Here is an 18,139-nt window from a genome sequence, read left to right as displayed (position 1 = left end):
CCGGTGCGACAGCTACTGCGCACCGGCCGCTCTTTTGCTATATTACGCCCCCGTTATCATTTCCATATCGTGGCTGGCGCCCGCGCCGGTCATCCGCTGAGCCAAAGGCTCACCAGAGGAGTTTCTCTCGAACATGTCATTCAACGAACTGGGTCTCTCCCCGCACATCCTGCGGGCCGTCAAGGAGCTGGGTTACGAACAGCCAACCCCCATCCAGCAGCAAGCTATTCCGGCTATTCTGGCTGGTCAGGATGTCCTCGGCGGAGCCCAGACAGGCACAGGCAAGACAGCCGGTTTCACCCTGCCCATGCTGCAGCTGCTGCTGGCCAACCATGGCCGCGGTCGCCGTCAGGTGCGGGCCCTGGTACTGACTCCGACCCGCGAACTGGCCGCCCAGGTGGGTGAGAGCATCATCAAATATGCCCACCACCTGCCGTTTCGAACCCTGATCGCCTACGGTGGCGTCAGCATCAAGCCCAACCTGGATGCCATCAAGCTCGGTATCGACATTCTGGTGGCCACCCCGGGCCGTCTGCTGGATCTGCTGACCCAGGGCGCATTGACCCTGAGCGAGCTGGAAGTGCTGGTGCTGGATGAAGCGGATCGCATGCTCGACATGGGCTTCATCGTCGATATTCGCCGCATCATGAAGGCACTGCCCGCCAAACGGCAGAGCCTCCTCTTCTCCGCCACCTTCTCCAGTGAAATCAAGGCACTGGCGGATGATCTGCTGAACGACCCCACCCTCATTGAGGTTGATCCCAGCAACACGGCGGCCGAACAGGTGACCCAGCGCATCATTCAGGTCGATCGGGAGCGCCGCCGCGAGCTGCTCTCTCACATGATTGGCCGTGGCAACTGGCAGCGGGTGCTGGTGTTTGTCCGTACCAAGCAGATCGCCGATCGCCTCGCGCATCAGATGCAGAAAGACGGTCTCGACACAGTCGCCATTCACGGTGACAAGAGTCAGGGAGCCCGCAACCGGGCGCTGGCCGATTTTCGCGAGGGCAAGGTGCGGGTGCTGGTGGCAACCGATATCGCCGCCCGTGGCTTGGACATCGATCAGCTGCCCCACGTGATCAACTTCGAGCTGCCGCAGATGGCGGAGGATTACATCCACCGTATCGGCCGTACCGGCCGTGCCGGTCGCGGTGGCGAGGCCATCTCGCTGGTCAGCCATGATGAGTTGGGTCAGCTCAAGGCGATTGAGGCCCTGATCGGTCAATCTCTCTCCGTGGAGATCCTCGAAGGGTATGAGCCGAGCGGCAAGCCAAGCCGCCAGACCCTGCCCGGCAGCAAGCCGGTGCAGAACCCGCCGCGCGCCCGTGGCGCCGCCAATGCCAAGGGTGGCAAGGGCAAACCGGCAGCAGGCAAGGGCAAAGCCAAAGGCGATACCGCCAAGAAGCCTGCCCCGGCCCGTAAGCGGGAAGTGGTGGGTGAGGATGTCGGGTTTACCCCGATGCGCCGCCTGCCAAGGGCCCAGCGCGACAGCTATCAGGATAGCGACGACGAGTAATTCGTCCCGTGCCTACGCCAGACTGGTCGGCCAGACAGCTGATTGACCAGACAAAGGGAGCCTCGTCGGCTCCCTTTGTGCTTTTGGCGATCGGGTAAATCACCTACACCAGCGAGTGGCGTACTCCCGGATGTTTGCCATCCGGGTGCTTGCCATGCTGCAACGCAGGCTCGCTGCCATCGGCCGGATTGTGCTGCAAAAACTCGAATAACCCGGCCTGCATATTGACGTTCCAGAAGCGCCCCGCCAGCGTCAGAACCAGTTGATCGCCTGCAAGATCGGCCAGCCCGTTTTGCCGCCAGGCATCGAACAGCTGCATCAGATGGCTGCGCAGTGAGGATGGCAGGCGCGCCAGTGCCAGCACGCCACTGTCGAGGGCACCGCGCAACAGACCATCGATCCGCGCATTCGGATTGCGCCCCATCACCATACCGGGCGCCCGAACTCCCTTCTCATGCGCTTCGTGCCACTGAGCCAAATCCCGCCCGTACATCACGCCATGGCCATGGATCGAGCCCCCGGCTCCGGTACCAAAGGGGAGGATCTCGGCGCCACGCTTGGCCATCTGGTTATAGCGACTCTGCTCGGCTGGAGTGCGTCGCCAGTGACTGCAGGAGAGCCGCTCCCAACCATGCCGTTCCAGTTGCTGACCGCCGTAAGCGTACATGGCGGCCCGCTGCTGGCCATCGGCAGCCCAACCCAGCTTGCCCTTTTGCCCAGCCCGCTCCAGATTGGTGCCCGGCATGGCGATAAGCTGGTAGAGATCAACCCCGTGCACGCCGCTCGCCATCACATCCGTGATGTCCTGCTGCCACACGGCATCATCCTGACCGGGCAGACCGAAGATAAGATCCGCCACGATCACTGCCGCATCATCGCGAGTCAGCTCACCAAGGCGGGTCAGCAGGGTCTCCCTGTCATCGATCCGCGCCGCTTGCTGGCGCACACCGGTATCAAAACTCTGCACCCCGAACGAAAAGCGGTTGAAACCGCCGCCCAGCGCAGCCTGCCACTTGGCATCGTCAAAACCGTTGAGGCGCCCCTCAAGGGTCACCTCGGCATCAGCCGTCAGGGGAAAGCGCCGGATCATCCTGGCCAGCATCGCCAGCTCATCAGCACTCATATCTGTGGGGGTTCCGCCCCCGACATAGACGGCCGAGAAGGGGCGGCTTTGTACCAGCGGCGTCTCTGCGGCCCTGGCAAGCGATGCGCACACCCCGTCGACATAGCGGCTGATCCGCGCCGGATTGGCGCCATTTTCGAAGAAATTGCAGAAGCTGCAGCGCTTGCGACAAAACGGAATATGGAGATAGAGGGCACGCTCTTCGGCATCGCTCTCTTGCTGCCACCACTGTTGCCATTGGCTCTCATCGAGTGACAAAGGGCGGATCCCTCCCCGACTGGCATGTGCCGAGGTTTTGGCACTGAAGGCAAACTTGAGAGGGTCCGGCGAAGCCACGCCGGTCATGGAAGGAGTTAGATGGATCATGGTGATGACTCGCAAATAACAGCAATGATAATTGTTATCACTCGCATGTTTTTGCGCAGGATCAACTCTTGGTGCCACTCAATCTGAAATTGCCCTGTTGGCAACCTCTATTACCGATCTGCTTAACAGATTATTTACTCAAGAGTGACTAAAGTGTGCCGATAGGAAACTATCTCCCCGCCTCTCCTTGTCTACGCTCAAGATGAAACGGGAACCAATAAAAACAGATAAAGGGCATGGGATCGGCCACTATGCATAACCTCTCACTGAACTGGAAAATCTTTCTTCCCCTTGCGCTGGTCATCAGCTCTACCTTTGCCCTCTGCTTCGAGCTCTCTGCCTGGTTGCAACGGGATCTCGCCATCCGCATGGCGGAAGAGAAGGTAGAGAGCGCCGCCAACACCTACATGGATCAGCTCAACGTATTGATGATGACCGGTGGCATGGCCAACCGGCAGATAGTGCAAACCAAGCTCAAGAGCGAGGCAGGGATTGTCGAAGCCCGTCTTATTCGTGCCCCCGCCGTCAGCAACCTGTTTGGCCCGGGCCATCCCGACCAGAAAGCCCAGGATCCCCTCGATGAACGTGCCATCACGAAGGGGGATATCATCCTGCAACAGCAGGGCAACCAGCTCACCCTGATCAAACCGTTCAAGGCCTACAAAGAGTATCGCGGCACCCAGTGCACCAGTTGCCATCAGGTGGATGAAGGAACCGTCATGGGAGCGGTTAGGATCAGCTATGACCTGACCCATACCTTCGACGATATCCGCCACAACAACTTTATTCTGAGTGGCAGTCTGGCGGCTGTTTTCGGCCTTGGCTTCGGCCTGCTCTGGTGGGTGCTGCAGCGCTACGTCAAACGGCCGCTGCGCCAGTTGCAGCTCACCATGATCCAGATGGCGAAAGAGCGTAACCTCGCCCTCCCTCTCGTCAACAACAGTCAGGATGAGCTGGGTCAGATGACCCGCGCCGTCAACGACATGGTGCAGGGCTTCCGCCACAGCTTGCAGGAGGTGGAGGAAGCGACGCACCAGCTCTATCAGGAGTCGAGCCAGATCCGCCAAGTCGCCACCCAGACCGAAAACTCGGCCCGTCAGCAGGAGGGGATGACCACCCAGGTGGCGGCCGCAGTGAGCGAGCTCGCGGCCAGCTCCCACGAAGTACGTGAGCATGCCCGCCACAGTGCAGAGCTCTCCGCGCTCACCAATCAGGATGCCGCCAATACCAGCCGTCTCGCCCAGCACTCGATCACCGACATGGGCGAGATGTCGACCGAAATCGACAGGGTGGATCAGGTTATTCAGCAGCTAGACAGCCGTTGTCTTGCCGTGGATGGGGTATTGGAAGTGATCAAGGGGATCGCCGATCAGACCAACCTGCTGGCCCTCAACGCCGCCATTGAGGCCGCGCGAGCTGGCGAACAGGGACGCGGTTTTGCCGTGGTGGCCGACGAGGTGCGCGCCCTCTCCAACCGCAGTCGCACCGCCAGCGAGGAGATCTCCCAGATGATCGCCGCCTTGCAAAAAGAGGCCCAGAGCGCCGTTACGGTGATCGGGGATGCAAAAACCAAGGCGGACGAGAGCATCAGCAAAACCGAGGCGACCCTGGCCGCCATGCAGAACATCATTGAACGCATCGCCCGGATCAATGATCTCAATGCCCAGATGGCCCAGTCAGCCGAAGAGCAGGACAGGGTCTGCAACGAGGTGGACCACTCGGTGAACCAGATCCGCAACACCTCCAACGATACTCTGGGTCAGGCTCATTCTGCCAACCTCGCCAGTATTCAGCTGGTCGAGCAGTGCCAGAAACTGGAAGCCCTGCTCAAGACCTATCGCTGGTAATCCGCTTCACCAACGAAAAAGCGCGACCCGAGGGTCGCGCTTCTGCTTTCTGAATTTGGCTTCGCTCCACTGCGGTCTTGCGTATTCACTATCAACAACGCCGCAGAGAATGCTTTAACGAGCGTTGCGGGTTGCTACGGCATCCGCCAGATTGCGCAGCAGGGTTTCGGTATCTTCCCAACCGATGCAGGCATCCGTGATGCTCTGACCGAAGGTAAGCTCGCAGCCCTCGACTAAATCCTGACGCCCTTCCACCAGATGGCTCTCCACCATCACGCCAAACACCGCCTTGCTGCCGGCACGCAGCTGACCGGCTACGTCTTCGGCCACCACCATCTGGTTCTTGAACTGTTTGCTGCTGTTGGCGTGACTAAAGTCGATCATCACCTTTTGCGGCAGACCGGCCTTCTCCAGCCCCTTCACCACCTCGCTGACATGGGCTGCGCTGTAGTTAGGTTCACGGCCACCACGCAGGATGATGTGACAATCCGGGTTCCCTTTGGTGGCCACGATGGCGGAGTGGCCATACTTGGTGACCGACAGGAAGTGATGGGGGGCACTGGCAGCACCGATGGCATCGATGGCCACCTTGATAGTGCCGTCGGTACCGTTCTTGAAGCCCACCGGGCAAGAGAGACCGGAAGCCAGCTCGCGATGCACCTGGGATTCGGTGGTACGGGCGCCGATAGCCCCCCAGCTCATCAGATCAGCCACATATTGCGGCGTGATCATGTCGAGGAATTCGGAAGCGGTTGGCAGCCCCATGTCGTTGAGATCGAGCAGCAGCTTGCGACCCAGGCGCAGACCGTCATTGATCTTGCAGCTGTTATCGAGGTACGGATCGTTGATGAGCCCCTTCCAGCCCACGGTAGTACGCGGTTTTTCGAAGTAGACCCGCATCACGATCTCCAGCTGGCCTTTCAGCTCGTCGCGCAGCGCCTTGAGGCGCTTGCCATATTCGATGGCGGCAACCGGATCATGAATGGAACAGGGGCCAATGACCACCAGCAGACGGTCATCTTCACCATTCAGGATACGGTGGATGGCCTGACGGGAATCAAACACGGTCGATGAGGCGGTCTCGGTCGCCGGAAACTTCTCAAGCACCGCAACCGGAGGGAGTAACTCTTTGATTTCACTGATACGAACGTCGTCGGTTTGATGCTGCATGGCAAGGCTTCCTGCTAGATAACTGCGATTAAGAAATCTCAACATAGCCCGCAGCTGAGTCGGTGTAAATAGAAAATTACATCACTAAAGAAAATTTTTTTAACCTACATCTTGCAAGTTAATTAAATGCTGCTAGCTGCGAAAGTGCCGCAGATAAAAAGGCCCGCACAAGGCGGGCCCTATCATGTTGGAGGGATTAATCGCGCTGGCTGATGCTGGCCAGTTTTTCGAAGTAGTCCGGGAAGGTCTTCGAGGTGCACTTGGGATCGTTGATAGTCACCGGCGTATCGGACAGTGCCACCAGCGAGAAGCACATGGCGATCCGGTGATCGTTATAGGTATCGATCTCGGCGTGCTTGAGCTGCGTCGGCGGGGTCACGGTAATAAAGTCACGCCCCTCCTCCACTTCTACGCCCAGCTTGCGCAGCTCGGTCGCCATAGCATGCAGGCGATCGGTCTCTTTCACCCGCCAGTTATAGATATTGCGAATGGAGGTCGGCCCCTCGGCAAACAGCGCCGCAACCGCGATGGTCATGGCCGCATCGGGAATATGGTTCATATCCATATCGATGCCGTGCAGTGGCGCCTGCTCCGCTTCGATAAAGTCATCACCCCAGGTGATGCGTGCGCCCATCTTCTCCAGTACGTCGGCGAAATGGATATCGCCCTGAATGCTGTGCTTGCCGATACCGGTGACCCGCACCTTGCCCTTGATGGCGCCAGCCGCAAGGAAGTAGGAGGCGCTGGAAGCATCCCCTTCAACCAGAAAATCCCCCGGGCTGATGTAGGTCTGGTTGCCCTTGATGTAGAACAGCTTGTAGTTGTCGTGCTCGATGACCACCCCGAACTGCTTCATGATGTGCATGGTGATATCGATATAGGGCTTGGAGACCAGCTCCCCCTTGATGTGAATGCGAGTGTCGCCAGCCGCCATGGGAGCAGCCATCAGGAAGGCGGTCAGGAACTGGCTGGAAACGGAACCATCGACATGGACGTCGCCGCCCCACAGCCCCTTGGCATCCACCACCAGCGGCGGAAAACCATCTTTTTTCAGGTACTGGATATGAGCGCCCGCCTCACGCAGGGCATCAACCAGATGGCCGATGGGACGCTCTTCCATGCGCGGCTCACCGCCCAGGGTGTACTCACCGGAGCCCAGACACAGCGCGGCACAGAGCGGGCGCATGGCAGTGCCAGCATTGCCAAGGAACAGATTGATCGGCTCTTTGACGGCAAAACTGCGGCCAAGGCCTTGCACGGTGCACTCGGTCTTGTCGGCAGAGAGTTTGTACTTGACCCCGAGCTGGGTCAGTGCCGCCAGCATGTGACGAATGTCATCGCTGTCGAGCAGGTTGGTCAAACGGGTAGTACCACGGGCCAGTGCCGCCAGCAGCAGCGCCCGGTTAGAGACACTCTTTGAACCGGGCAGATTGACCTCACCGGCCACACGAGAAATGGGTTCCAAACGCAACGAATTCATAGACTTCCTGTGCAATCTCAAATAAATGACCTGACCGGACGTTAACAGTACGCGCCCCGCTCGGCAAGGGCAGCGACAGGGGAAAAACGGGGCTGCACGCTAAGATTCAGTCGTTGTTGAAAAAAAGACGCCGGGCAAGCCCGGCGTCAGGATTAACTACAGACCGGATCAGCCGTGACGCTTGGCAAACTCATCCATAAAGCTGACCAGCGCCTTCACACCCTCCAGTGGCATGGCGTTGTAGATGCTGGCCCGCATGCCACCGACGATGCGGTGACCTTTGAGCGCCAGCAGGCCAGCAGCTTCCGATTCGGCCAGGAACTGCTTGTCCAGTTCGGCATTTTTCAGCTGGAACGGGATGTTCATCCGCGAACGGCAGCTGACATCCACCTGATTGCTGTAGAAGCTCGATTGATCGAGATAGTCGTAAAGGAAATCCGCCTTCTCCTTGTTGCGCGCTTCCATCGCCGCAAGGCCACCCTGTTCTTTCAGCCACTCGAACACCAGACCGGCCAGATACCAGGCGTAGGTGGGCGGCGTGTTGAACATGGAGTCGTTCTTGGCGGTGAGCTTGTAGTCGAAAATCGACGGTACATCGGCTCTGGCCTGATCCAGCAGATCATCGCGCACGATGGCGATGGCGAGCCCGGACGGGCCGATATTTTTCTGGGCACCGGCATAGATGATGCCAAAGCGGCTCACATCGATGGGACGGGAAAGGATGGTCGAGGAGAGATCCGCCACCAGCGGTACATCACCGGTAGCAGGGATATCGAACATCTCGATCCCTTCAATGGTCTCGTTCGGGCAGTAGTGCACATAGGCAGCATCAGAGCGAAATGTCGGTGTCGGCAACAGGTGCGTAATCCCCTGCTCGTTTTTGGCAACCCCTTGCCAGGTCTGGATGTCGCCGTACTTTTGCGCCTCATCCACGGCCCCCTGCGACCAGACACCTGTCAGCAGAAAATCGGCCTTCTTGTTGGCGCCGCCCAGCAGGTTCATGGGCACGGCGGAGAACTGGCCGCGACCGCCACCGTGCATAAAGAGCACCTTGTAGTTGTCCGGCACCGCCAACAGCTCGCGCAGATCCGCTTCAGCCTTCTCGGCGACCGCCATGTAGTGCTTGCCGCGGTGGGAAAGCTCCATGACCGAGGCTCCCAGCCCCTGAAAATTACAAAATTCGCGCTGGGCGCGCTCCATGACTTCAACCGGCAACATGGCGGGGCCGGCGCAGAAGTTGTAAACCTGTTTGCTCATGACGCTTTCCGTGAGTGGATGAGTGTGATCGATGACTTGTCAGGTTTTACACAAGAGCAGCCAGCGGATCAAAGGCTTTTTGGGAGCTGGCTCAACCTTTTACCGTCACTCTTGCTCCCCTTTTCAGTAGAAAAAGCCCTGAACGGGTCAGGGCTTGCAGAGAACATGCGCAGAAATGGTCAAGAGACCGCATAAACGGGTTGCCCCTGCCCTTTCCGACAAATTTACACCTTGGCGGTGAGCTCGGGCAGCAGGGTGAAGAGATCCCCCACCAGACCGTAGTCGGCAACCTGAAAGATGGGCGCCTCGCTGTCCTTGTTGATGGCCACAATCACCTTCGACTCCTTCATCCCCGCCAGATGCTGAATGGCACCAGAAATGCCAACCGCGATATAGAGCTCGGGGGCGACCACCTTGCCAGTCTGGCCGACCTGCAGATCGTTGGCGACGAAACCCGCATCGACGGCAGCGCGCGATGCGCCGACTGCCCCCCCCAGCTTGTCGGCCAGCGCTTCAATCAGGGCAAACTGCGCCTTGGAGCCAAGGGCTCGGCCACCTGAAACCACCACGCGCGCAACCGTCAGCTCGGGTCGGGGCGATCGCACGGCAAGACGTTCTACCAGGCGGCTCCGGCGGGTCAATTCGGGCACCACCAGACTCTCGACGGGAGCGTTGCCTTCCTCCGTTGCCTTGGCAAAAGCCGTCGCCCGCACCGTCATCACCTTGATGGGGGCGCTGCTCGCCACCCGGGCGATGGCGTTGCCCGCATAGATGGGGCGCAGGAAGGTATCGCTGCTCTCGATAGCCGTCACCTCGGAGATCATCTCCACGCCGAGCCGGGCAGCTATTTGGGGCAGCAGCGCCTTGCCCATGGTGCTCGCCGCCATCAGGCAGTGGCTGTAACCTTCGCACCAGCGAGCCAACAGCTTGTCGAGTCCCTCCAGCAGCCCTTCCGCCAGCGCAGGAGAGTCGGCCAGCAGCACCTTGCTCACCCCGCTCAGCGCAGCTGCCTGCTGGCCCGCCTCGCTTATCCCCTGCCCCGCCAGGAGCAGATGCACTTCACCACCCAGTTGGCTGGCAGCCGTAACCAGGCGGGCAACGTTGTCGGCCAGATGGCCCTGATGATGTTCGGCAATGATTAATGCGCTCATAGTACCTTCGCCTCGTGCTTGAGTTTGTCCACCAGCTCATCCACCGAACTCACCTTGATCCCGGCGCTGCGGGCTGGCGGCGCCATCACCCCGAGCAGACGGGTCTGATTGATAGGCACAACGGCGAGATCGGCAAAAGGGGCACTCTCCAGCGGCTTGCGCTTGGCTTTCATGATGTTGGGCAGCGAGGCAAAGCGCGGTTCATTCAAACGCAGATCGGCGCTGACCACCGCAGGCAGCGGCATGGCGAGGGTTTCAAGGCCACCATCGATTTCGCGGGTCACCAGCAACGCCTCTCCTTCCAACCTGATTGCTGAAGCGCAGGTAGCCAGCGGCCAGTCGGTCAGGGCGGCCAACATCTGGGCCACCTGACCGTTGTCCGAGTCGATGGACTGCTTGCCGAGCAGCACCAGATCCGGCTGCTCCAGCTCACACACCTTTTGCAAAGCCCGTGCAACCGTCAATGGCGCCAGCGTCTCGTCTGTCACATAGTGTCGCGCCCGATCCGCTCCCAGCGCCAGCGCATGGCGCAGCTGCTCGGCGGCCGCGTCCGGGCCAAAGGTCACCACCACCAGCTCGCTGGCGATACCGGCCTCACGCAGCCGGACTCCCTCTTCCACCGCGATTTCACAAAAGGGGTTGATCCCCATCTTCACATTGGCCAGATCCACATCAGAGCCATCCGCCCTGACCCGGATCTTGACGTTGTAATCCACTACCCGTTTGATTGCGACCAGCAGCTTCATGGGGTCATGCCTCGTCTCTTTGGATTGAATTCATTCACCAGTCCCTGCACTTTTGCGTCGTGTTTCACTTAATTTTTTGCTTACAACCGCTTTACGTTTACGTAAACTACCAGCACTACCCTAGGTCAACTTCGGTGCAGAGGCAAGATGGAACGGGAAGCAATGGAATTTGATGTCGTCATCGTAGGTGGCGGCCCGGCGGGGCTCAGCGCCGCCATCGCGTTGAAACAGCAGGATGCCAACATCTCGGTCTGCCTGCTGGAAAAGGGCGCCGAAATTGGCGCTCATCTGCTCTCCGGCGCCCTGCTGGATCCCGTCGCCCTCAAGGAGCTGCTGCCACAAAGCTGGCAGCAGGCACCGCTCGGGGTAGCGGTCAATGACGACCAGGTACACCTGCTGCAAAGCGAGAACCGCTCCCTGCAACTGCCAAACTGGGCCGTACCGCCACGGATGCACAATGAGGGCTGTCACATCGTCAGCCTTGGCAACCTTTGCCGCTGGCTTGGCCAGCAGGCGGAGCAGCTGGGAGTCGAAATATACCCAGGATTTACCGCCAGCGACCTTATCATGGAAGCGGGACGGGTCAAGGGGGTGATCACCGGCGATTTGGGACTTGATCGCGCGGGCAATCCAAAACCGGATCATGTTCCCGGCATGGCGCTCTATGGCCGCTATACCCTCTTTGCCGAGGGAGCCCGCGGCCATCTGGGTAAACAGCTGATAGCCACATTCAATCTGGAAAACCCAGCCCAACCCCAACACTACGCCATCGGATTCAAGGAGCTGTGGCAACTGCCAGCTGGCCAAGGCAAAGCGGGACAGGTACTCCATGGCAGTGGCTGGCCCCTTGGCAAGGAAGGAGAGAACAACAGTCACGGCGGCTTCTATCTCTATCAGATGGAGGGAGATCAGGTCGCGGTCGGGTTGATCGTCGATCTCAACTATCAGAATCCCTGGCTCAGCCCGTTTGACGAATTCCAGCGTCTCAAGCATCACCCACTTATCGCCGACCTGCTGCAAGGGGGTGAGCGCATCAGCTATGGTGCCCGCGCCATCACCAAGGGAGGCTGGCACTCCCTGCCCCGCATGCACTTCCCCGGCGGGCTGCTGATCGGCTGCGATGCCGGCACCCTCGACTTTTCCCGTATCAAGGGGATCCACACCGCAATGAAATCGGGGATGCTGGCGGCAAAAACCGTCGCGATGGCGCTGCGAGGTGGCGATGAGGGAGGACGGGATCTGGTTCACTATGCCGACGAACTGCACCAGAGCTGGCTGGCACAAGAGTTGGGCGCGGCCCGCAACTTCGGAGCAGCCCTGCATCGCTGGGGCCCCTGGCTTGGTGGCGCCTTTAACTGGCTGGAGCAGCGGCTGTTTGGCGCAAACTCGCCCTTCAAACTGATCGATAAGGAGCCCGATTACCGCCAGCTGCGCATGGCCAGCCGCTGCGAGCCCATCCATTACCCCAAACCCGATGGCAAGCTGAGCTTTGACAAACTCTCCTCCGTTTATCTCGCCAACACCAGTCACGACGAGGATCAGCCCTGTCATCTCAAGCTGCAGGATGAGCTGATCCCGGTAAAGGTCAATCTGCCGACCTGGGGAGAACCCGCCCAGCGCTACTGCCCGGCAGGGGTGTTTGAGGTGCTGGAAACGGAGGGGGTGGCCAAGCTGCAGATCAACGCCGCCAACTGCATTCACTGCAAGACCTGTGACATTAAAGATCCCAGCCAAAACATCGTCTGGACACCGCCACAAGGGGGCTCTGGGCCCAACTATCCCAATATGTAAGCTGCAGCTCACCTGTTGCGAAGGCGAGCCTGCAACAAAGGGCTCGGATAAAGGGGGCAGGAAGGCAAGGAGAGATGCACAAGGAGCAGCACTCAAAACGGGACGAGCTGCTCCGACCTCGCCACCTTGCAGCTGTTTTTTTGAACAAACAGGCTGAATCCCCAATGAATAGCCCCTGACAAGCGCGGCCCGCCCCTGTATAGTTCGCCGCATTCAGGTTTTCCATCGGCCCGATCTGCTTATCCACGGGATCGCCTTCTGCAGCGATCTAAGGCCGCATGACCTGTGCAACCATCCCTGATTACCCATGACTTTTTAAGGGGGGACAGATGATCACCGCCTACATTCTCAATAACAAGGTGCTGGATATAGTCACGCTCGGGCCTGACGACATAGTACCTGACAACACGGTCTGGCTGGATGCCTACAAGCCGGACACGGCAGAGCGAGAATGGTTGACGGGCCTGTTCCTGGAAGAGGTTCCCGACAAGGAAGAGCTCGACGACATCGAGGCATCAGCCCGTTTCTACTGGGATACCGATGGTCTGCACATTCACTCCCTGTTTCCCCAGCGGATCGGTCGTGACACCAAGGGTGTCCACGTCTCCTTTACCCTGCGCAACAACCTGCTGATCAGCATTCGTGAAGATGACATCGGGCTGGTTCGCCTGCTGCGCCACTATATGCGCCAGGATCGGCTGGAGGTGGAGGATGCCCTCGACATCCTGCTGGAGGTACAAAACCTCAAGGTAGAGTACCTATCCGACCTTATCGAAGACGGTTACAAGACGTTGGAAAACACCGCCGATCAGATCTTCGAGCCGGATCAGATCAACCCCATGCTCAAGGAGTTGATGGCTCAGGAAGAGGCCAACGGCCAGATCCGTCTCTCCCTGCACGATACCCGCCGCGCCTTGCGCTTCCTCAAGCGCAGCCTGCGCCAGCGCATGAGCCTTGAGCAAAACAAGTGGATCGACGAAATGCTGCACGACGTGGAGTCACTGTTGCCCCACACCCAGTTCCTGTTCGACAAGATCAACTTCCAGCTGGAGGCCTCCATGGGGGTGACCAATCTGGAGCAGAACAAGGTGATCAAGATCTTCTCGGTAGCCGCCGTAATCTTCCTGCCGCCTACCCTGATCGCCAGTATCTATGGCATGAACTTTGGCCGCATGCCTGAGCTCGCCTGGGAGTATGGTTACCCCCTCTCGCTGGTGCTGATGGTGATGTCATCGCTCGGCACCGGTCTCTTCTTCAAGCGCAAAGGCTGGCTGTAACGCCGGCTGCCCGGCACAAAAAGATTCTCGCACATTGGGGGGCATGTCCCCCCGATTAATTCCCGCCCCCTCCCTCGCCTTGCAAAGGGCTCTCCTTCGCCCCATATCCCTTGCATCACTTGCACTCTATGAATGGATATCGGGCAACCATGACCCTCTACCCCGAACACCGCTATGACGATCACGGCCAGCTTCGTCCCCCTCTCTGGTTCTGGCCCATAGCCCTGCTACTGACCCGCTCGGTCTGGCTCTTTCTGATGGCTGGCGTCACCCGCCAAAGTGGCAGCGAGATCCTTGAGCTCTTCTACCCCGACAAGCTCACTCTCTATATCAGCCTGCTGACCGATGTGCCCGCCATGCTGGCACTGCTCGCCTGTGGCGGCACCTATCAGCAGACCCATGGCATTCGCGCCAGACTCAGGCGCCATAGCCCCTTGCTGCTGCTCTGCTCTGCCACCAGCGGCATGCTGATGCAGCTGCACAGCCTCAACTTGCAGAAGTGGTCGTTCAGCTGGCCCACCGCGCTGGTGCTGGTCGCCAGCCTCTGGGCGCTCTGGTATCTGCTGCGCAGTCGTCAGTTGCGCGAATATGCGGCCGACGAGCCCCACTAACGGGGCTCCGGACACGGTTTGCGAAGCGTTCAGACCTATTGGGGAGTAACCCGGATCTGCAGGGTCTGGCGATCGCTCTGGCTACCACGCCCGCCCTGCAACTGCGAACCAAGAGTGCTGCCCTGCTGCGCCGAGCTGGTGGATAGCTCACCCACCGTCAGCCACTGGCCCGGTGCTCCACTGACCTCGGTGGCACTCTGCCCACGATTGATAGTTCCCTGCTCCAGCCTCGCCTGCTCGCTGCTGAGCGCTACCTGAACCCTCTCCCCTATCAGGGTTGCGGTGGCATAGAGGCCGTTCACCAGCGGCATCATCCCCACTGCCGCGCCCCCGTTCCACTGATAGAAGGTGACCGGCTGATAGGAGCCCATTTGCAGCAACACGGGACGACCCGACAGCCCGCGCACCTGCCAGCTGTCGTTCTGGCTGCGCTGGTACTGCCGGGCATTGCCATCGAGCAGCCACTGCCGTTTGGCCTCGTCACGGCTTACTGAACCGCCCAGTTGTTCACTGTTGGAAAGCCCATCCACCCGCCACTCGATAAGCAGGCTTTGCGGTGGCAGGTTGATTTGCGCCAGAGTCGCCTCGGCTTCCTGCAATTGGTCCGGCGTCCCGCTCAGCACCAGCTGATTGCCCATGGCGCTTACTCCAAGCCGGGGATAGATCTCCTTGAGGGTCTGCACCGCGGCCTGCGCTTCGAATACCGGGATCACCTTCACATCGGCCCACGAAGGTGAGCTCCATATCCCCGCCATACAGCAGAGCCACAGCAGCCACCTGCATTCATATCTCGTCAGACTGCCCATCACATATCCTCCTGGACCCGAACCAGCTGTTCGATGATGAACCCCGTCACAGGCAAAAGACAACCTCCGAGATGCCCCTCACAACAACCTCGTCACCAGACTCCCGCCCGGGGCGGGTTATCGCGTAAGATACGCCCCATTATGTTGACCAACCGGAACCTCTCATGCTGAAACAGCTGTTGTTACTCCCCCTCGCCCTGCTGCTGGCGGCCTGCTCGCTGACCCAGTACAACGTCAGCGAAGCCGAAATCAACCAGTACCTCAAAAAGCAGGTCTCTTTTGAAAAACAGCTGGGGATCCCCGGCATCATGTCGAGCAAGATCCGCCTGGACGAGATGCAAAGCCGTATCGGCCGCAAGCAACCGGATCGCATCGAACTCGATGCAGCTGGCGACCTGCGGGTAAGCAGCCCCCTTGGCAGCCAGCAGATGAAGGTTCGTTTTGCCCTGAGCGCCCGCCCGGAATATGTCGCCGATCAGGGGGCTATCTATCTGCGTGACCTCGAACTGGTCTCGGTGCAGACCGATCCGGCCAACATAGGTGCCGCATTGACCCCTATCCTGCCTACCTTCAATCAGTCGCTCTCCCTCTTCCTGTCGCAGACGCCGGTCTATCGCCTCGACAGCAGCCGCAAGAACGAAGCGAGGATCAAGGACAAAGTCGAAGATCTCAAGGTGGAGCCGGGTCGTCTGGTGATCCCCTTCAAGGTGCTCTGATCAGGCAATTTCTCCCCCCTCACCTTGGTTGTGCAAACCGCCCGGCCTCTTGTCCTGTTCCCCAGACAAGCTGCTGGGCGGTTTTTTGCTTCTCAACCCGGCGCGAACAGAGCATAATGCACACCATTCTCATTTAGATTCGTCATGAGAAGCGTCAATAATAAAACCAATGGTGAAAAGGGACATGAGAAAAACCGTTCTGGTACAGGCCGTTGCCTGTGCTCTGGTGAGTGGCATCGCACACGCAGCCGTCAAGGTTGAAGACAAGACTTTCAACACCGCCGCCAACATGCTGGCCTATACCGAATTTGAACTCTCCGGCGAGCCGCTGGCCGAAGCGCTGGGGCTGGATCTGGACGTGCTGGATGCCAATCGCGCCGATGAGCCGACCCCGTTCGACTTCGCCGCCGGCATCGAATCCTATGAATACTCCGAAGAGGCGATGTACGCCCTCAACTATCAGTCCGGCATGGGCCCCCATCTGGTGAACGGGCCGCAAAACCTGGCCCGTGGTGGCACCATGGCCGATCTCGGCAAACGGGTCATGGCCATGGCGGAGGCAGTTGGCTTCCCGGCTGACGAAATCCCGCAAGGCATGTATCCCCTCTCCCTGCCCTACGCCTCCGCCAACCCGGAGTTTGCCGAGGCGGTGAATACCACGCCGGTCAATGGTGACCAGATCACCATCAAGACCGCCAAAGGCGTCGAGAAAACCGTCAAGACCCAGGTTCCGGCCTACTTCCGCGACTACACCACCCTGCGCTGGAGCGGCAGTGACAACCTGCTGGTACCGGTGGCTGTGGGCGGCATTCTGCTCAAAGAGGTCATGTGGTCCCAGGACTTCCTCGGCGGCATGCACGTGGCCGAGAGCGATGAAGAGGTTGAAGCCGCCTCCGCCACCATGGATCAGGATGGCAAGCACAAGCTCGGCGTCTCCGCTGCCGACGGCTTCAACGGCATGATGCTGACCGAGCAATCCATCGACAAGCTGACCATCATGCAGAACCAGCTCGGCTTCGATGGCAAGCAACTGGGTGCCAAGATCACCCCGCAGTATGATCCGGCCAAGGGCGTTATCTACTTCCCCCATCAGGTGAAAGTGACCGAGACTCGCAACAACGATGCGGGCGCCATCGGCAAGCTCGACGTAGTGGATGGCTCAGCCCAGCTGCGCGATGCCTGGATGATGCTGTGGCCACTCTCCGAGTTCTACGCTTTCAGCGACCAGCGCACGGCCAACACCAACCAGAATCCGGCCTTCCACGCCGTGTTTGACGGCGAGCCGTTTGCCGCAACCCCCAAGGCCAACCAGACCAACGATCTGGGCAAGGCGGTCGCGGGCAGCGATGCTTTCTCGCTGGCGCTCAACCTCTCCAGCTTCACCTTCAAAAACCTGACCGCCCTGCACTTTGATAGCAAGGCCGGCACCCTGGTCGATAGCTGGCAGGCAGGCAAACAGAGCAAGCACGTCACCACCTTTGACGCCGCTTACGCACTGGTCGCCCTGCAGATCTTCCAGCGCGCTCAGGATGCATTGCCGGTCGGTTACGCCGCAGGCGACAACGGCGAGCTGAACCTCAAGACCGAGCAGGGTCAGCAGGCTCTCGCGCTTATCCGCAAACAGGCCGATTTCATCCTTGCCAATCTCAAGGGGCACAACGGGCTGGTACACGATGGTCTGACACTGGGTGGCAAGGTAGACAAGGCGCAATCCGTTGATGCCCAGTTTGCTGCTATCCGCGGCCTGACCGCTGCGTTCCTCGCGACTTCCGATGCCAAGTACCGCACCGCCGCGCGCGAGCTGTTTATCGCCGCTGACAAGGCCTATTTCAGTGCCAAAGCGGGCACCTGGCTGGCTGGCAAAAAGGGCGAGTACACTCCCTGGACCCAGGCAGCCATCTCCGGCGCGCTGCGTTCTGCCATGCTGAACCTGCGCAACGAAGGGGCCGAGAAGGCGCCCGAACTGGAGCTGGCCAAGCTGACTGGTCAGTACGTCAGCTGGTTTCGCGGCACCGTCAACGGCGGCATGCAGATGGCCGAGTGGGTCGGCGACTCCGGCGAGAACGTCATCGAAGGCGCCAGTGGTGACACCGACGAAGATGGCGTCCCGCAAGTGACCGCCGCCGGTGGCAAGCACGGCACCGCCATGGTGATGGCCGCCAAAGCGGTGGTTAGCGAGTAATTCGCACCATTCACCCCGTATGAAAAAGGGAGCCAATTTGGCTCCCTTTTCATTACATCGTCTGACTCTTCATTTCAGGGCACTTCAATTAATTCGCTTG

At 59.6% G+C, this 18,139-nt stretch carries 14 protein-coding genes; 7 read left to right on the top strand and 7 right to left on the bottom strand.

The window, feature by feature from the left end; translation table 11 throughout:
- Positions 1–133: 133 nt before the first annotated feature.
- Complete coding sequence (locus AAHA39_RS02060) at positions 134–1,516, top strand: DEAD/DEAH box helicase (protein ID WP_185227017.1); 1,383 nt, start codon at positions 134–136, stop codon at positions 1,514–1,516.
- A 103-nt stretch (positions 1,517–1,619) separates the two neighbouring features.
- On the opposite strand, the gene hutW is transcribed toward AAHA39_RS02060, so the two are convergent.
- Positions 1,620–3,005 carry a heme anaerobic degradation radical SAM methyltransferase ChuW/HutW gene (gene hutW, locus AAHA39_RS02055; RefSeq protein WP_320656052.1) on the bottom strand — a complete coding sequence of 462 codons (1,386 nt, stop codon included), beginning with the start codon at positions 3,003–3,005 and terminating at the stop codon, positions 1,620–1,622.
- 251 nt (positions 3,006–3,256) lie between these two features.
- Here hutW and AAHA39_RS02050 point away from each other — a divergent pair, with 251 nt between their 5' ends.
- Positions 3,257–4,852, top strand: coding sequence for a methyl-accepting chemotaxis protein (locus AAHA39_RS02050; protein ID WP_320656053.1), 1,596 nt, complete (start codon positions 3,257–3,259; stop codon positions 4,850–4,852).
- A 114-nt stretch (positions 4,853–4,966) separates the two neighbouring features.
- Here AAHA39_RS02050 and aroG read toward each other — a convergent pair whose 3' ends face one another.
- The 5 genes from aroG to AAHA39_RS02025 all read right to left on the bottom strand — a co-directional run bounded on the left by aroG (position 4,967) and on the right by AAHA39_RS02025 (position 10,656).
- Positions 4,967–6,022 (bottom strand): 3-deoxy-7-phosphoheptulonate synthase AroG, encoded by a 1,056-nt coding sequence (aroG, locus tag AAHA39_RS02045; RefSeq protein ID WP_071910514.1) that lies wholly within the window; start codon positions 6,020–6,022, stop codon positions 4,967–4,969.
- Between the two features lie 196 nt (positions 6,023–6,218).
- Complete coding sequence (aroA, locus tag AAHA39_RS02040; RefSeq protein ID WP_320656054.1) at positions 6,219–7,502, bottom strand: 3-phosphoshikimate 1-carboxyvinyltransferase; 1,284 nt, start codon at positions 7,500–7,502, stop codon at positions 6,219–6,221.
- 168 nt (positions 7,503–7,670) lie between these two features.
- On the bottom strand, positions 7,671–8,759 hold the full coding sequence (gene serC, locus AAHA39_RS02035; RefSeq protein WP_320656055.1) for a 3-phosphoserine/phosphohydroxythreonine transaminase: 1,089 nt from the start codon (positions 8,757–8,759) through the stop codon (positions 7,671–7,673).
- Positions 8,760–8,983: 224 nt separating this feature from the next.
- Positions 8,984–9,910 (bottom strand): electron transfer flavoprotein subunit alpha/FixB family protein, encoded by a 927-nt coding sequence (locus tag AAHA39_RS02030; protein WP_320656056.1) that lies wholly within the window; start codon positions 9,908–9,910, stop codon positions 8,984–8,986.
- Positions 9,907–10,656: an electron transfer flavoprotein subunit beta/FixA family protein gene (locus AAHA39_RS02025; protein ID WP_320656057.1), complete on the bottom strand. Its 750-nt coding sequence runs from the start codon at positions 10,654–10,656 to the stop codon at positions 9,907–9,909. Before AAHA39_RS02025 ends, AAHA39_RS02030 begins: the two co-directional genes overlap by 4 nt.
- Before the next feature lie 147 nt (positions 10,657–10,803).
- On the opposite strand from AAHA39_RS02025, the gene AAHA39_RS02020 reads away from it, so the two are divergent.
- The 3 genes from AAHA39_RS02020 (at position 10,804) to AAHA39_RS02010 (ending at position 14,335) form a co-directional block, all read left to right on the top strand.
- Positions 10,804–12,447, top strand: coding sequence for an electron transfer flavoprotein-ubiquinone oxidoreductase (locus tag AAHA39_RS02020; RefSeq protein WP_320656058.1), 1,644 nt, complete (start codon positions 10,804–10,806; stop codon positions 12,445–12,447).
- A 329-nt stretch (positions 12,448–12,776) separates the two neighbouring features.
- Positions 12,777–13,724: a magnesium/cobalt transporter CorA gene (corA, locus tag AAHA39_RS02015; RefSeq protein ID WP_026456618.1), complete on the top strand. Its 948-nt coding sequence runs from the start codon at positions 12,777–12,779 to the stop codon at positions 13,722–13,724.
- Between the two features lie 149 nt (positions 13,725–13,873).
- Positions 13,874–14,335: a DUF2919 domain-containing protein gene (locus tag AAHA39_RS02010; RefSeq protein WP_041207498.1), complete on the top strand. Its 462-nt coding sequence runs from the start codon at positions 13,874–13,876 to the stop codon at positions 14,333–14,335.
- A 35-nt stretch (positions 14,336–14,370) separates the two neighbouring features.
- On the opposite strand, the gene AAHA39_RS02005 is transcribed toward AAHA39_RS02010, so the two are convergent.
- The gene (locus tag AAHA39_RS02005; protein ID WP_407707131.1) at positions 14,371–15,141 is read right to left on the bottom strand and encodes a hypothetical protein; all 771 of its coding nucleotides are present in this window, start codon (positions 15,139–15,141) and stop codon (positions 14,371–14,373) included.
- 164 nt (positions 15,142–15,305) lie between these two features.
- Here AAHA39_RS02005 and AAHA39_RS02000 point away from each other — a divergent pair, with 164 nt between their 5' ends.
- Both AAHA39_RS02000 and AAHA39_RS01995 read left to right on the top strand, forming a co-directional pair.
- Positions 15,306–15,857 carry a lipoprotein gene (locus tag AAHA39_RS02000; protein WP_320656060.1) on the top strand — a complete coding sequence of 184 codons (552 nt, stop codon included), beginning with the start codon at positions 15,306–15,308 and terminating at the stop codon, positions 15,855–15,857.
- A 184-nt stretch (positions 15,858–16,041) separates the two neighbouring features.
- A complete protein-coding gene (locus AAHA39_RS01995) occupies positions 16,042–18,039 on the top strand; it encodes a hypothetical protein (protein ID WP_320656061.1) in 1,998 nt (665 codons plus the stop codon).
- The last annotated feature ends 100 nt before the right edge of the window (positions 18,040–18,139 follow it).

This window comes from Aeromonas sp. SE22, assembly GCF_038739755.1.
In the GTDB taxonomy this organism is placed as follows: Bacteria; Pseudomonadota; Gammaproteobacteria; order Enterobacterales; family Aeromonadaceae; genus Aeromonas; species Aeromonas jandaei.
This window is presented reverse-complemented; position numbering and strand designations above follow the sequence as displayed.

What these genes read in the sequence shown, in the direction of transcription:
- AAHA39_RS02060 (WP_185227017.1), top strand. Translation starts at nt 134, where the DNA reads ATGTCATTCAACGAACTGGGTCTCTCCCCGCACATCCTGCGGGCCGTC.
- hutW (WP_320656052.1), bottom strand. Translation starts at nt 3,005, where the DNA reads ATGATCCATCTAACTCCTTCCATGACCGGCGTGGCTTCGCCGGACCCT.
- AAHA39_RS02050 (WP_320656053.1), top strand. Translation starts at nt 3,257, where the DNA reads ATGCATAACCTCTCACTGAACTGGAAAATCTTTCTTCCCCTTGCGCTG.
- aroG (WP_071910514.1), bottom strand. Translation starts at nt 6,022, where the DNA reads ATGCAGCATCAAACCGACGACGTTCGTATCAGTGAAATCAAAGAGTTA.
- aroA (WP_320656054.1), bottom strand. Translation starts at nt 7,502, where the DNA reads ATGAATTCGTTGCGTTTGGAACCCATTTCTCGTGTGGCCGGTGAGGTC.
- serC (WP_320656055.1), bottom strand. Translation starts at nt 8,759, where the DNA reads ATGAGCAAACAGGTTTACAACTTCTGCGCCGGCCCCGCCATGTTGCCG.
- AAHA39_RS02030 (WP_320656056.1), bottom strand. Translation starts at nt 9,910, where the DNA reads ATGAGCGCATTAATCATTGCCGAACATCATCAGGGCCATCTGGCCGAC.
- AAHA39_RS02025 (WP_320656057.1), bottom strand. Translation starts at nt 10,656, where the DNA reads ATGAAGCTGCTGGTCGCAATCAAACGGGTAGTGGATTACAACGTCAAG.
- AAHA39_RS02020 (WP_320656058.1), top strand. Translation starts at nt 10,804, where the DNA reads ATGGAACGGGAAGCAATGGAATTTGATGTCGTCATCGTAGGTGGCGGC.
- corA (WP_026456618.1), top strand. Translation starts at nt 12,777, where the DNA reads ATGATCACCGCCTACATTCTCAATAACAAGGTGCTGGATATAGTCACG.
- AAHA39_RS02010 (WP_041207498.1), top strand. Translation starts at nt 13,874, where the DNA reads ATGACCCTCTACCCCGAACACCGCTATGACGATCACGGCCAGCTTCGT.
- AAHA39_RS02005 (WP_407707131.1), bottom strand. Translation starts at nt 15,141, where the DNA reads ATGGGCAGTCTGACGAGATATGAATGCAGGTGGCTGCTGTGGCTCTGC.
- AAHA39_RS02000 (WP_320656060.1), top strand. Translation starts at nt 15,306, where the DNA reads ATGCTGAAACAGCTGTTGTTACTCCCCCTCGCCCTGCTGCTGGCGGCC.
- AAHA39_RS01995 (WP_320656061.1), top strand. Translation starts at nt 16,042, where the DNA reads ATGAGAAAAACCGTTCTGGTACAGGCCGTTGCCTGTGCTCTGGTGAGT.